The sequence below is a fragment of the Paraburkholderia caledonica NBRC 102488 genome (assembly GCF_000685095.1).
Classification (GTDB): domain Bacteria; phylum Pseudomonadota; class Gammaproteobacteria; order Burkholderiales; family Burkholderiaceae; genus Paraburkholderia; species Paraburkholderia caledonica.
Map to the genome: position 1 here is coordinate 54522 of NZ_BAYE01000024.1, position 14256 is coordinate 68777.

At 62.8% G+C, this 14256-nt stretch carries 12 protein-coding genes and 1 pseudogene; 7 read left to right on the top strand and 6 right to left on the bottom strand.

All coding sequences use genetic code 11. The features are described from left to right. Positions 1-530: 530 nt before the first annotated feature. The 5 genes from BCA01S_RS29445 to BCA01S_RS29465 form a co-directional block, all read right to left on the bottom strand. Positions 531-821, bottom strand: a complete 291-nt coding sequence (locus BCA01S_RS29445) for an H-NS histone family protein (RefSeq protein WP_027779979.1) — start codon at positions 819-821, stop codon at positions 531-533. Positions 822-948: 127 nt separating this feature from the next. After that, the gene (locus BCA01S_RS29450; protein WP_027779980.1) at positions 949-2148 is read right to left on the bottom strand and encodes a serine hydrolase domain-containing protein; all 1200 of its coding nucleotides are present in this window, start codon (positions 2146-2148) and stop codon (positions 949-951) included. Positions 2149-2226: 78 nt separating this feature from the next. Further along, a complete protein-coding gene (locus BCA01S_RS29455) occupies positions 2227-2430 on the bottom strand; it encodes a hypothetical protein (RefSeq protein WP_020068593.1) in 204 nt (67 codons plus the stop codon). A 541-nt stretch (positions 2431-2971) separates the two neighbouring features. Then, the gene (locus BCA01S_RS35525) at positions 2972-3232 is read right to left on the bottom strand and encodes a hypothetical protein (RefSeq protein WP_042319837.1); all 261 of its coding nucleotides are present in this window, start codon (positions 3230-3232) and stop codon (positions 2972-2974) included. An 87-nt stretch (positions 3233-3319) separates the two neighbouring features. After that, positions 3320-4795 (bottom strand): sigma-54 interaction domain-containing protein, encoded by a 1476-nt coding sequence (locus BCA01S_RS29465; protein WP_027779982.1) that lies wholly within the window; start codon positions 4793-4795, stop codon positions 3320-3322. Positions 4796-5119: 324 nt separating this feature from the next. Here BCA01S_RS29465 and BCA01S_RS29470 point away from each other — a divergent pair, with 324 nt between their 5' ends. After that, a complete protein-coding gene (locus tag BCA01S_RS29470; RefSeq protein ID WP_027779983.1) occupies positions 5120-6520 on the top strand; it encodes a GntP family permease in 1401 nt (466 codons plus the stop codon). Positions 6521-6622: 102 nt separating this feature from the next. Further along, entirely contained in the window at positions 6623-7024 is a 402-nt protein-coding gene (locus BCA01S_RS29475; protein WP_027779984.1) for a RidA family protein, read from the top strand. 28 nt (positions 7025-7052) lie between these two features. On the opposite strand, the pseudogene BCA01S_RS29480 reads toward BCA01S_RS29475, so the two are convergent. Next, a pseudogene (locus tag BCA01S_RS29480) lies at positions 7053-7307 on the bottom strand (hypothetical protein); the annotation flags it as partial. A gap of 427 nt (positions 7308-7734) precedes the next feature. Between BCA01S_RS29480 and BCA01S_RS29490 the strand changes: the two are divergent. The 5 genes from BCA01S_RS29490 to BCA01S_RS29515 all read left to right on the top strand — a co-directional run bounded on the left by BCA01S_RS29490 (position 7735) and on the right by BCA01S_RS29515 (position 14067). Beyond that, positions 7735-9429 carry a methyl-accepting chemotaxis protein gene (locus BCA01S_RS29490; RefSeq protein ID WP_027779986.1) on the top strand — a complete coding sequence of 565 codons (1695 nt, stop codon included), beginning with the start codon at positions 7735-7737 and terminating at the stop codon, positions 9427-9429. 267 nt (positions 9430-9696) lie between these two features. After that, positions 9697-10299 carry a DinB family protein gene (locus BCA01S_RS29495; protein WP_027779987.1) on the top strand — a complete coding sequence of 201 codons (603 nt, stop codon included), beginning with the start codon at positions 9697-9699 and terminating at the stop codon, positions 10297-10299. 389 nt (positions 10300-10688) lie between these two features. Continuing rightward, entirely contained in the window at positions 10689-10940 is a 252-nt protein-coding gene (locus BCA01S_RS29500; RefSeq protein WP_027779988.1) for a hypothetical protein, read from the top strand. Positions 10941-11271: 331 nt separating this feature from the next. Then, positions 11272-12264 carry a DedA family protein/thiosulfate sulfurtransferase GlpE gene (locus BCA01S_RS29510; protein ID WP_027779989.1) on the top strand — a complete coding sequence of 331 codons (993 nt, stop codon included), beginning with the start codon at positions 11272-11274 and terminating at the stop codon, positions 12262-12264. Between the two features lie 87 nt (positions 12265-12351). Next, positions 12352-14067, top strand: a complete 1716-nt coding sequence (locus BCA01S_RS29515; protein WP_027779990.1) for an FAD-dependent oxidoreductase — start codon at positions 12352-12354, stop codon at positions 14065-14067. Positions 14068-14256 lie beyond the last annotated feature (189 nt).

The window sequence follows — 14256 nt, forward strand, 5'->3', positions numbered from 1 at the left end:
GATGAGTTTTGATCCGGGGTATGAGGCGAACTCAACTCCGGGTTTGTCCGGACCGCATAAAGAGAGCGGCGTGTTCGAGCAAAGCGGAACACGCGCAAAGGTGAGGGTTTTCGGGAGTTGCGACGTCGCGCCGCGCACGACGGCGAAAGGTGAGCACGCGCGAAGAGGTTCCTGCACCAACGACGCGGCGTTGCTCGCGCGTCGGCGTGTACGAAGCGAACGCAGAGCCGCGTTGGCATCGCCGCAAACGATTCTTCGTACAGCCTGGGAACGCCCGCCAGCAAAGGCTGGCGCGCGTTTCGGACATGTCGGTGAGGCGCGATCCCTTGTGCGCACTCACCTCGGTTCGGGTGCGCGCGGTGAAGAAGCCAGGCTCACCGAAGTATGTGGACCAAGGGCAGCCGGTCCAGTGCGTGGACTCCAGGTTTGACCTAAAGGTGAGCGTTTTCGGGGAATGGTAGCGGTGCAGAAAAGTCGAAGCGCAACATCACTTTAGCAATGCGGACGACCCGGCGCCTGTGAAGCGCACCCTACACTTCGATCAGAAAACGCTCGCGATTCTTGCCCGCGAGCCACGCAGGCGAGCGCCCGCGGCCGCTCCAGGTCTCGCCGGTTTTCGGGTTGCGATACTTGGCGACCGAAGCGGCTTTGCGCGCAACGGTGCGTGTGTTCGCGAAACCGAGCTCTTCGGCGGTCAGGTCGTACTCGGCGATCTTCTGTTTGATGTCGGCGATCGCTTGCGCGATCTCCTTGTCACGAGCCGCCGCAACTTCCTTGTGAAGCTTTTCGAGCTGAGCGGTCAACTGCTTGTATGAGGCCATCGCGAATGCTCCCGTTGATTGTGGCGAACCGAAGTGCGGACGCTATCAGACAAATAAATTGCCGGATAGAGAGCCCTTCATTGTCCAGCGCTAAAAGTGCGGCCGGTCATCGCCGAAGCATGCGCACTCAATCGTCTATTGCATCGTACACGCGGCGCTCGAAGTCGACTGCCATCGGAAACGGCTCGATCGAACGGCGCTGGATCAGCATGATGCCGATCAGGTCCTCGACCGGATCGGCGAACCAGCTTGTGCCGAAAGCACCCGGCCAACCGAAGGAGCCGGTTGAGCGATAGCCTTGGGGGAGTTGCTGCGCCGGATCGTCGACGATCGACAAACCGAGGCCGAAGCCCTGGCCCGCCCACATCACATGACCGAACGCCGGGAGGCGGCGTTGATCGCGAGTCAGAAAATTCGAGCGCATCAGATCGACCGAACGATGCGACAGCAAGCGCACATCGCCGACACGTCCACGCCGCAAAAGCAACTGCGCGAACTGCAGATAGTCCTGAGCAGTGGAGACGAGCCCCCCGCCACCGCTCTGAAACCGCGCCGGATTGGCCCAGCGGCTCGCGGACGCATGATCCTCGACCACACGCTGCCGCGTTTCCGGATCGACGCCATACGCGGTAGCCAGACGGGCGAGCTGCGGCTCGGGCACCCAGAACGCGGTGTCGCGCATGCCCAGCGGCTCGAAGATGCGCGTGCGGAAAAACTCCCCCAGCGGCATGCCGCTCACTCTCGCGATCAGCGCGCCGAGCACATCGGTGGCGATGCCGTAGTGCCAGCGCGAGCCCGGCTGAAACATCAGCGGCAATTGGGCGATGCGCTCGAGCCACGCGTTCACATCGCCGTGCCCATCGACGCCGTTGAAAGCCGTCGCGTACGCCTGTGCCAGCGGGCCGGTCGCGGTGAAGTGGTATGCGAAGCCCGCGCGATGCGTCAACAGATCGAGCACGGTCAGCGGCGTCCGCACAGGATCGGTCGCATCGAGCGGACCGCCGGGATCACGCAACACGCGCGGCGACGACAGTTCGGGCAACCACTGCGCGATGGGCGAGTCGAGCGCCAGCCGATCCTCTTCGATCAGCATGAGAATGGCGGCGCTCGTCACCGGCTTGGTCATCGACGCGATGCGAAACAGCGTGTCGCGCTCCATCGGCAACTGCGCGGCTTCGTCGCGCAGACCGAGTGCCTCGAAGTAGCCGGTTTCGCCGCGGCGCCAGACGAGCGCCACCGCGCCGGCCACATCGCCCCGGTCCACGAAACCCTGCAAGGTGCGCGTCAGGGCTGTCAGCCGAGCTGACGAAAATCCAGCTACTTGCATGTCGATGGTGTGTCCTGGCTTAAGCGTCGTCTATAGACGATAACGAGATGGCAGCGAGTTTGCAGCGCGCAGTGCCGGTCAGGCTTTCTGACGCTCTTCCAATGCCGCGAGTGCGGCATTAAGACGTTTGATGCGACTGGCCTGTGTCGGCATGCGAACCGAGCCGGAAACCGAATCGATGCGATTACGCCAATACGACAGCGGTATGCGGTCTTCGGCGGAAATGTGCGAAATGACGTGTTCGAGATGTTGGATGTCTTTTTCGAGTTGGTGATGATTCATTCTTTTCCCCGGAATACTCGTTGACTCAATCGAAACGCAATGAAAAGCGCAACTGTGCCGTGTCTAACGTCCACTCCCGTTAGTCGGCAACTTCTTCCTCGCTTTTGCCGTGCGGTCTATTTATTCGGCAAAAGCTGCTGGTCGCATGCGCTGGCGAACCTGTTAAAACAGAATACTGCCGCGGGATTTCATGTTCCGTTACCTGCCGCACCGACTTCGCTTCAGTGCGAAAAAATACCGTGACTTTTTATGGATGTCGATCCATTAGGAATAAAAACCAACGTCGCTGATTAATATGCGAGTGGCATAGACACAATTTTGTCTCCCACGCATTAGACGCATATATTTATGACGTTCGTGCACTTTTGAAAGAACGCCCTCAGCGCAATAGTTCGCCGCTAAAGGCCGTAAGCATTTTGAGCAGCGAGTTATGCGTGACCGGCGTACAAATTGGGCTACGCAGCCCGGGCAAGACTTTTGGACCAAAGGCAGTCGAACACTGCCTCCGGTCCGCACCCGTAATGGCGCGGCCGCAGCACTATTACTTTGCGCGGCAGGCGTAGATGAGGCTGAGCGTGCCATTGTTCGTCGACTGGCGAACCGTGTCGAACGCGCCGCCGCAGCCTGCGACCGCCTGCTGCGAGCAGGAGTCGGAGCCGGCTGGACATTCAACGAGTGTGGTGGCGCGACCGTCGGGCAAAAACAGCGGCGCGCTGCTGCTGCAACCGCCCAGTACCGTGCTCGCTGCAGCGACCGCGAACACACAGGCACGGCGCGCGAAGAAAGAGAAGCTGCGGTTCATGTGAAACCCCGATCACGTCTTGTTTTTGGATCACACGATTGTGCCACGCGCCAATTGCGCTGCGTGACCCGCTGAAGGCCGGCTTTGTCAAATCTCGATGCCGTGCGCCGCAATCTTTTTGTAGAGCGTTGCGCGCCCCATGCCGATCTGCGCGGCGGTGTCGACCACGCGCCCGCCGTTGGCGCGCAATGCATCGCTGAGAAAGCGCTTCTCGAACGCCGCCATTGCCTCGTTCCACGACGACGGCTGCATCGCCGGATTCCCCGGTTCGGCCACAGCCGGCGGCTGGGCGTGCGGCGCGCCTTGTATCGCGCTGAGTGCGCCGCCCTGCCCCGAACCGACGAACGGCGCAAGCGCGCGCGCATCGATCCGCTCGCTGTCAGACAACATCACGGCCCGCTCAAGCGTATTGCGCAATTCGCGCACGTTGCCCGGCCATGCGTAGGCGCACAGTAAGCGCAATGCATCGTCCTGCAGTTCGTAGTGACTGCCGCCGCGCGCCTGCGTCGACAGGTCCTCGAGCATTGCGTAGGCGAGCGCTTCAATGTCTGAAGCGCGCTCGCGCAAGGGCGGTGCGTGGATCGTCAATACGTTCAGCCGATAGAACAAGTCCGCGCGGAAACGTCCCGCCGCGACGAGCGCGGGCAAATCGGCAGAGGTCGCCGCGATGATCCGCACGTCGGCCCGCACGATCCGGTTCGAACCGAGCGGCTCGAACTCCTTGTCCTGCAAAACTCGAAGCAGCTTGCCCTGCAAGGGCAGCGGCATATCGCCGATTTCGTCGAGGAAAAGCGTGCCGCCGTTCGCCAGCTCGAACTTGCCGACGCGGCCCTTGCGATCCGCGCCCGTGTACGCGCCGGGCGCCGCGCCGAAGAACTCGACTTCGAGCAACGTGTCCGGAATCGCCGCCACGTTCACCGTCACGAGCGGCTGGTTTGCGCGCGCCGAGCCGCCGTGGATTGCATGCGCGAGCAGTTCCTTGCCGGTGCCGGTCTCCCCAAGCAAAAGAACCGGCGATTCGAGTTGCGCCGCACGGCGCGCCTGGCGCTTGACCTCCAGGCTGGCCGCGCTCGTGCCGACAAAACTGCCGAAGGTGTACTTGGCCCGGCGCGCCTGCGCAAGCGACTTGCGCGTCGCGATCAATTCTTCCTGGACGCGCGAATAGTGCGAAAAAAGCGGTGTGAGCGCCTTCAGTTCGTCAAACAGCGCGAAACCGACGGCGCCCACTGTTTCGCCTGCGTCGTCTTTCAGCGGCAGGCGCGTGACGACGAGCGGCTCACGATCCGTTTCCAGAATGTCGAGCAGAATCGGCTTGCCCGTCTTCACGACTTCGCGCATCAGGCTGTTTGGGATCACCGCTTCGCAATCCCGGCCGATCGCCTGCTCGGGATCCGCAAAGCCGAACCGCGCCGCGTAACGCTTGTTGATCCAGACTACGCGCGCCTCGGCGTCGACAATGAACGTGCCTTCGCTGAAGTTCTCGAAAGTGCGGAACAGCGAATCCATCGCGCGACGCAGGACGTCGCTATAGGTGGCGGGGAGCCCCGCCCAGTCGTTCATCATGTTGTAGCTGTCTCCGGCTATCGTTCTATTAGTCGCTTGTCTCAATTTGTGGACAAGCTTATCTCATCTAAGAGATCGCCCACAAGCCTGCACAACAACGGCCCCGCCGTGACGCCAGTATGCATGGAGCAATTTACGTCCCTGTTTGGAGACGTTTAGGTACAATCTGCGGCAACACGTCTCATGGTTTCGTCCGCTTCGGCCCCGCGCATCGGCGCGCGAGCCGTTATCGGGCGCATGGCATGGAACCTGCATTCGCGGGCGCCGTGCCGTGTCTAGCTGAGACGGCGTACACGTAGAACAAACCAAGCTTCTGGAGACTCAATGTCCTTTGTCATCGTCCTTGCCGCGCTGGCGTTTCTGATGTTCGCCGCGTATCGCGGCTACAGCGTCATTCTCTTCGCTCCTATCGCCGCACTTGGCGCCGTCCTTCTGGTCGATCCGGCCGCCGTTGCACCGGTTTTCACCGGCATCTTCATGGAGAAGATGGTCGGCTTCGTCAAGCTTTACTTCCCCGTATTCCTGCTGGGCGCCGTCTTTGGCAAGGTGATCGAACTATCCGGTTTCTCGGAGTCGATCGTGGCCGCCGCGATTCGCTACATTGGCCGCTCGCGCGCGAACGCCGTCATCGTCGCTGTGTGCGCGCTGCTTACCTACGGCGGCGTATCGCTGTTCGTGGTGGTGTTCGCGGTCTATCCGTTTGCTGCTGAGCTGTATCGCCAGAGCAATATTCCAAAGCGCCTGATGCCTGGCGCCATTGCACTGGGCGCGTTCTCGTTCACGATGGACTCGCTGCCCGGCACGCCGCAAATCCAGAACATCATTCCGACGACGTTCTTCAAGACGACCTCGTGGGCCGCGCCCGCGCTGGGCGTGATCGGCTCGCTGTTCATTATCGTGGTGGGCCTCAGCTATCTCGAATGGCGCCGCCGCGCCGCGATGGCAACCGGCGAAGGCTATGGCACGGAACTCGTCAACGAACCGGAACGCGTCGAGTCGAAGCAACTGCCGCATCCGTTGCTCGCGGTCGCGCCGCTGGTGCTGGTCGGCGTGGCGAACTTCGTGCTGACTCGCTGGATTCCCACGGCGTACGGCGCTTCGTACACCATCGCGCCGGACATCCTGCCGGGCGTCCACGCGCCGCTCACCACGACGATCAAAACGGTCGTGGCGATCTGGGCTGTCGAAGGCGCGCTGCTGCTCGGCATCGTCATGGTCGTGCTGACAGCGTTCGGCCGGGTGCGCGAGCGCTTTGCGGTCGGCACCAAGGCGGCAGTGGCCGGCGCGCTGCTGGCGTCGCTGAATACCGCTTCCGAATATGGCTTCGGCGGTGTCATCGCCGCATTGCCGGGTTTCCTCGTGGTGAGCGACGCGCTGAAAAGCATTCCGAACCCGCTCGTCAACGCAGCCGTGTCGGTCAGTTCGCTGGCGGGCATTACGGGTTCTGCGTCCGGCGGTATGAGCATCGCGCTCGCGGCCATGTCGGACGTGTTCATCAAGGGCGCGGAGGCTGCGCATATTCCGATGGAAGTGCTGCACCGCGTAGTAGCAATGGCAAGCGGCGGCATGGACACGCTGCCGCACAACGGCGCGGTCATCACGCTGCTGGCGGTGACCGGATTGACGCATCGTCAGTCCTATCGCGACATCTTCGCGGTGACGGTCATCAAGACGCTGGCTGTTTTCTTCGTGATCGCCGTTTATTACACGACCGGGCTCGTTTAAGCGCGGGCTTGCAGGGGACGATGCCGGCCGCCTTGCCGGCATCGTGAGTTTTGATCGGTTATCTTGTCAGCCTGACATTCGAAGCCATGACCGGCATTCCCCATGAGCTCAACCCCCGCTTTCTGGATGATTCCCGGCGCTCCTACGCCGGTCGGCCCGTTTTCCCACGCCACTGAAGCCGACGGCTGGGTTTTCCTCACGGGCCAGATGCCGACCTCCCCCACCGACGACGCCGCACCGCTTCCCGAAGGCGTAGTCGCGCAGACCCGTCGCGTGATGGACAACCTCGTGCTGGTTCTCAAGGGTCTTGATCTCGGCCTGCAACACGTGGTCGCCGCACGCATTTTCCTGACGGAGTTCAAGCGCGATTACGCCGCGATGAACGAAATCTACCGCGTGTACTTTCCCGCCGACGCGCTGCCGGCGCGTACCTGCATCGGCGTGACCGCGCTGGCGCGCGACGCACTGGTGGAAATCGACTTCATCGCACGACGGCCGGGCTGATCGACAACGGCGTGCGTGGTCAATGCGGTCAATGCGTCGACGGCTCGTCGACGCCGTAGTGATCGCACAGAGCCTCGTGCAACGACACGGCGCGCTCGTCCATTTCGGTCGTCCAGCTTTCGCTGTCGTCGCACAGCCGCTGTAACTGCCTGCACTCTTCAACGAACTTCGGCTCCTGCACGATCTCGAACGCGCCGCTCGCGCTATGCGCCCAGCCGGCCAACGCCTGCCGGTCTTCTTCATCGACAATGGCGAGTAGCCGCGGCAGATCGTTTTTCAAGTGCGCAAAAACAGCCACCATCAGCATCAATGATGCCGATTGTCGCGAGATAGACCCGTTGCTGGCGCTTCGCAGTCTTCGCGAGCGACGCGAACGCGTATTCGAGTGGCTCTTGACTACGATCAAGGATTTTCTGCATCAGATCACGTGCGTGCGGTTCGCGCAGGCAGACCATTGCGATCTTTAGCGGACTGCGTCTGCTGGCCTGTACCGGCGCAGTGTAGTCACTTTGACGGTGTCGCGCGATGCATCCGGCACTTTTAACGCGGTCTGCCGTCAAGGCGTTCGCGAACCCTGTATTAACGGCGCCACGGGCTGAAACCTGAGTGGATTAGTGGGAAACCCTCAAGGCGCCCGCACTTCATGCCGATATTCCTTGCAACACTGTAAGACCGCGCACTGTGCGGGGTAAGCACCAGCAAGGAAAGTCATGCGCAATAACCAGCCTGTCACCGGGCAAGAGTACGAATTCCCGTCGTCGCAAATGCTTGTTTCCGCGACCGACCTGACCGGCCGCATCGAATATTGCAATCCGGCTTTTATCGCCGTGTCCGGCTATACCCATGAAGAGCTCGTTGGCCAGCCGCACAATCTGATCCGTCATCCGGACATGCCGCGCGAAGCGTTCGCGGACATGTGGGCAACGATTCGCGATGGACGCCCGTGGACTGCGCTCGTCAAGAACCGCCGCAAGAACGGCGACCACTATTGGGTTCATGCGAACGTCACGCCGGTGGTCAAGAAAGGCGCCGTGGTGGGCTACCTCAGTGTGCGAGTGAAGCCGGCGCGCGACGCCGTGCGCGCTGCCGAAGCGTTGTACTCCCGCATGCGCACGGGCGAGGCGCGCGGAATAAAGCTGCGTCGCGGCATGATCGTGCGCACGGGCTTGGCTGGTCGGCTGCAAGCACTGACGCGTCTGCCCGTGGCGACGCGCGCCGCTTTCGGCTATGCGCTCACGCCGCTCGCGCTCGCGGCGGCCGGCCTCGCGGCCTGGCAAGGCGCGCCGCCAACGCCGTTCTGGATCGCGTTCGGCGTGGCTAGTGCCTTCAGTCTGGTTTCATGGTGTCTGCTCGCGCGGCATGTGGCTGCGCCGGTGCGCGACATGAGCGGATTCGCGACCCGGCTCGCCGCAGGAGATCTGACTGTCGATCTGGAGATCGCGCGTCACGACGACCTGGGCGATGTGCTGCAAGCATTGACTCAGTTGAGGGCCAACCTGGCCGCGATCGTCCATGACGTGCGCGAGCAGATCAACGGCATGCTCGATAACGCGCGGGAGATTTCGAGCGGCAACGTGGACCTCGCTCGCCGTACGGAACTGCAGGCCGCCTCGCTCGAAGAAACCGCCGCCACGATGGAAGAGCTGACCACCACCGTGCAAGCGAACGCCGACGCCAGCGTGCGCGCGCTCGACCTCGCGAAAGACGCGCAGGCCGCGGCGGCCGAAGGCGGCAAGATCGCCGGCCAGGTCGAGCAGACCATGGCGGCCATCACGGCCGCATCGCGGCGCATTGCCGACATAACCGGCGTGATCGACGGTATCGCTTTCCAGACCAACATTCTGGCGCTGAACGCCGCCGTCGAAGCGGCGCGCGCGGGCGAAGCAGGCCGCTCATTCGCCGTGGTCGCGGGCGAGGTGCGGATGCTTGCGCAACGTTGCGCGGCGTCGTCGAAGGAGATCAAATCCGTGGTCGAGGCAAGCGCGGCGGAAGTCGCGGCGGGCACCGACCTGGTAGCGCGCACCACCTCTCAAATGCGTGCAATCGACGAAGCGGTCGAGCGGGTGTCGTCGATCATCGTGGAAGTGGCGAACGCGAGCAGCGAACAGGCCGAGGGCATTCGCCAGGTGAATCAGGCCGTTTCGCATCTCGATGGCGCGACCCAGCAGAACGCCGCGCTCGTCGAGCAGGCGGCGGCCACGGCACAGCGTCTCGCCGCGCAGGCGGACGTGCTAAGCGAGGCAGTACGTCTGTTCACGGTTGCGGACACGGCGCCTGCATCGCGCATTGTTGCTCGCACGCGTCAGCGCGCGCCCGCTAATGCTGCGCACGAGCCAGCATCTGCAGTGACGCTTGCGCATGCACAGCGCGATGCTCATGACGAGGCGGTCCCGGTTGTCCATTGATGCCGCATCGAGGTTGCATTGAAGTCGCATTGATCCGATGGATCGGCATTACTCCTACCTCGACAGCGGGATATTGACGCCTCACCATGCATGCGTCGCTGCCCAATGGATGTATGGACAGACTGACCCGAGTAACAACGGCGTTGAGCGGCCCGTCCCAAACAGACGGGCCGTTTTTTTTCGCGCGATCTATGCTGTTGGAGCGCACGCATCGATGCGCGCCTTCTTGCTCGCAGATTCATGCCGCTCGTATCGACGGAGACACAGATGATCGAGTCCAACTCGCGAGGCGCCGCTTCACGCGATCCGTTGTCTTTGCATCTGACTGCCATGGCGCGCAACAACGCATGGTCGAACCTGCGCCTTTACCGCGCGTGCCTGAGCTTGACCGACGAAGCATTCGCCGCGCGCAGGGTGAGCTTCTTTCCTTCGTTGCAACTCACGTTGAATCACATTTTGCTGGTGGACCGTTACTACTACGACGCGCTTGTGGGCGGCGGCCAGGGCCTCACGATTTTCGACGACGAACTGCCCTATCCACGCGCGACTCAGCTGTGGGACGCCCAGGCGCGAAGCGATAGCGACCTGCTGGCCTTTTGCGAGTCGCTGACGGGCAGCGGCTTGCACCGCGAGGTGGAGATCGACCGCGGTCCGTCGGTCGGCGTTCAACGGGAGAGCATCGGCAAGGTGCTGCCTCATCTCTTCGTGCATCAGATCCATCATCGCGGGCAGGTTCATGCGATGTTGAGCGGCTCCGCCGCGACACCTCCTCAACTGGACGAGTTCTTTCTCGACGGCGATGCGCCGTTGCGCGCCTCGGAGATGCTGGAACTGGAGCGCATGCGCGACACTCGCAACCAACCGTTGTAGTGGAGCGACGGCAGGACGTCACTTATGGTGTGGCGAGCGCGTCATACCGAGCACTGCTTCGGGCGTTTTTGCCGATCGCACATGCGCTGACCTCTCGGGATGCATAACCATACTGCGCGTCAGCAGCATGACACTGCACGAGAAGAACTGCACCGCCACGGGGCACGAAAAATGCGCCCGTCGTCGCAACGAGTCGCGTTAAACTCATTGCCACAGGTGAACGCCACTGCACGCACCCGGCTCGCGGCCCGCGGGCTTAGGTACACGGCGGCGTTCGGGCAAGCAGGCGCACGCATCGGTCAATCGCCGAAGCGTGAACATTGCGCGACAGACGGCGCGTCATGCTGCCCGTACAATGGTTCGATCAACAACGACTAAGGACAACTTCGATGCGCACTACCGGGTCCTCCGGGTCAATGGCCCTGCTCACCGAATACGACGACGCAACCGGGCGCGAACTGCGTTCGCTGCGCCTCGAGTCGACAGAAGACGGCAAAGGCATCCTTCTGGTCGAGGTCGATGAGCGCAAGCCCGGCATACATCGGGAAGTACGCTATGAAATCACGCCGGCCGAGCTGATCGCGGCAATCCGCGCGCACGGCGCCGAGTTGCCGGGCGAGCAGCACAATCATCGTCAATAACGTAATCGCGCGGCGCAGCGCGTCAGCGTGATCGCCGCATGCGCATAGAAAGCGCGGCACTGCAGGCGCCGCGCACCATTACCGGCATCTTCGCGCGCCACCTCTGTTCAGGCTGCGCGAGATTCAATCGTCTTTCATTTTGTTCGGCTCTCGCTGGTTGAGATTCACAGCGCGCGCGGCGCGCGGACCGAAGGCGCGGCGGTAACGCTTCCAACCCCGAATAACCGGGGTTTTTCAAGGGCTTTGCACGCCTTGAAAATGGTCCATAATCGCTCCATTCTCCTTTGCTTCCCTACTGCGCCGTGCCTGAAAAGGCCGCGGATGTAAGTCGATGCTACATGATCTCGTCGAGCAATACGGACCGGCGCTCATTTTTGCCAACGTGCTGGCCGCCTCTATCGGCCTGCCGGTACCCGCTATGCCGTCGCTCGTGTTGTTCGGCGCAATGGCCGCCATGCATCCCGGCTCCGTCGGCACGCAACTGCTGCCGGTACTCGTGCTGTCCATCTTCGCAACGCTGATCGGCGACAGCGCGTGGTATCTGGCCGGCCGTCTGTACGGCGGCAACACGCTAAAAACCATCTGCCGCCTGTCGCTGTCGCGTGACACGTGCGTGAAAAAAACCGAGCGGTTTTTCGGGCGCTGGGGCGTGCGCGTGCTGGCCGTCGCCAAGTTCGTTCCTGGCCTGTCGATCGTGTCTATTCCAATGGCCGGCGCAATGGGCACCCGGTATCGCACGTTCCTCACCTACGACAGCATTGGTGCCGCGTTGTGGTCGGGCACGGGGCTGATCGTCGGCGCGTTGTTCGCGCATCAGATCGACATGGTGTTCGCCGCCGCAGGGCGCCTCGGCCGCACCGCGGGGGCCGTCGCTATTGCGCTATTGCTGTTGTATGCGGCGTATCGTTGGATTCGGCGTCGTCAGCTGATCAACAAGCTGGCGTCGGCTCGCATGGAAGTCGACGAGCTCGCCACGCTGGTCGAGGCGGGCAAGACGCCGGTGCTGTTCGACATCCGTTCGCACGAGAAGCGCAAGCTCGATCCGTTTGTAATCCCGGGCTCGCAATTCGCCGACGAGCGGCAGCTCGATCAGATCGTCGCCACGTATCCGCGCGACCAGAAGCTCGTGATTTACTGTTCGTGTCCCAATGAAATTTCGGCCGCATGGATGGCCAAGCAGTTGAACGAAGCAGGCTTCGACGACGTGCTGCCGTTGCGCGGCGGCATGGAAGCCTGGCGCGACTCCGGCAGGCCCGTCGAGGCCTTGCCCGGCATGCCGCCGCCCGAGGCCGCAGTCGAGCACATCGCGCCGAAAGCGGTTTGACGCCGCGGCGCTTCCGCTTGCGCGCTTTTGCGTGCGCGCCGTTGCGCCTTCGTTCAGTCAATCAATGAACACTGAAGGAGCGGTTCAATGCTTTCCGTTTCAGAACCCGAAACACAATCCGAAGCGGTAGTCGCCGACGCGCCGTTTTCGAATCTGTCCACGCGCATGCATCAGATGTTCCCCGCGCTCACCGCAGCGGAGATCGATCGCGTGCGCCGGTTCGGCGAACCGAGCCACTGGGAAGCGGGCGAACTGCTGTTCGAGACCGGCCACACCGGTCCTGGCATGTTCGTGCTGCTCGAAGGGCGCGTGAAGGTCTATCAACGCGACGGCATCGGCCGTGAAGTCGTGATCGGCGAACACGGGCCGGGGCATTTCCTCGCCGAAGTGGGCCAATTGTCGGGACGCCACGCGCTCGTCAACGGCATGGCGCTTAGCGCGGTGCGAGCGTTGCTCATTCCGCCGGAGAAGCTGCGCGCACTGCTCGTGGCCGAAGCCGAATTGGGCGAGCGCATCATGCGCGCGCTGATTCTGCGGCGCGTGTCGCTGATCGAAAAAGGCGCGGGCGGCCCGATCCTGATCGGCAGCAGCACCGACGCGCGCCTCGTGATGTTGCAAGGCTTTCTGTCGCGCAACGGTCATCCGCATTCTACGATCGACGAATGCGACGAGGACGCGTTGCGTCTCGTCGAGCAATTCGGCGCGCAGCAGGAAGACATGCCGCTCGTCATCTGTCCGGACGGCTCGGTGCTGCGTCATCCGAGCATGCCGGAACTGGCGACCTCGCTCGGCTTGCTGCCAGATCTGGACGCCTCGCTGGTCTATGACGTCGCGATCGTGGGCGCGGGACCGGCCGGGCTCGCCACGGCCGTGTATGCGGCGTCCGAAGGACTCTCGGTCATCGTGCTCGATAGCCGCGCGCCGGGCGGCCAGGCCGGTGCAAGCTCCCGAATCGAAAACTACCTCGGCTTTCCGACCGGCATTTCGGGTCAAGCGTTGGCCGGACGGGCGTTCGTTCAGGCGCAGAAATTCGGCGCGCACGTGGCGATTCCCGTCCACGTAAAAGCGCTGCATTGCGGGGAAGCGCCGTACCGGCTCGAACTGAAGTGCGGCGGTCATATCAGCGCGCGCACGATCGTCATCGCGAGCGGTGCGGTGTACCGACGCCCCGCGCTCGAAGGACTCGACCGTTTCGACGGACGCGGCGTGTACTACTGGGCGTCGCCTGTCGAGGCGAAGCTATGCAAGCGCCAGGAAGTCGTGCTCGTGGGCGGCGGCAATTCGGCCGGCCAGGCGATCGTCTATCTGGCGACGCATGCAGCGAAGGTCCACGTGCTGATCCGGCGCAGCGGCTTCGAAGCCACTATGTCGCGCTATCTGATCGACCGCATCCGCTCGCTGCCGAACGTCGTCGTGCATCCGAATTCGGAGATCGGCCGGCTTGTCGCGGACGAAAGCGGGCTTGCGTCGGTCGCTCTGAAAAAGCCCTTGCCCGATGGCACCGACCACATCGACACGCGGCATCTGTTCCTGTTCACCGGGGCGGACCCGAACACCGACTGGCTGCGCACCTGCGGCGTCGAACTCGACGAAAAGGGCTTTGTGCTGACCGGCACCAGCGCGGACGGCGCGTCGGCATGCGATCTCGCAACGACCGTGAAGGGCGTGTATGCGATCGGCGACGCGCGCGCGGGCTCGACCAAGCGCGTGGCGGCGGCGGTCGGCGAAGGCGCGGCGGTGGTCGCGCAGATTCACCAGATACTGGCGGTTTCAGCGGGCGAAGCGGTCGCATCCGTGGCTTGAGCTTGACCCTCGGCGAGGACCGCCGCACGTACACGGGCGGACCATAGCAAAAGCCGCTGACCACGCTGCCGGGTAATGCTCTGTTACACACGCCTTCAACTCGTTGCACCTGCTTTTCTTTCTGTCTCGTAATATCCATGTCAGCCATTCGACAGTGAATGGCCGATCGTTGGAAACAGCAATCGTCTT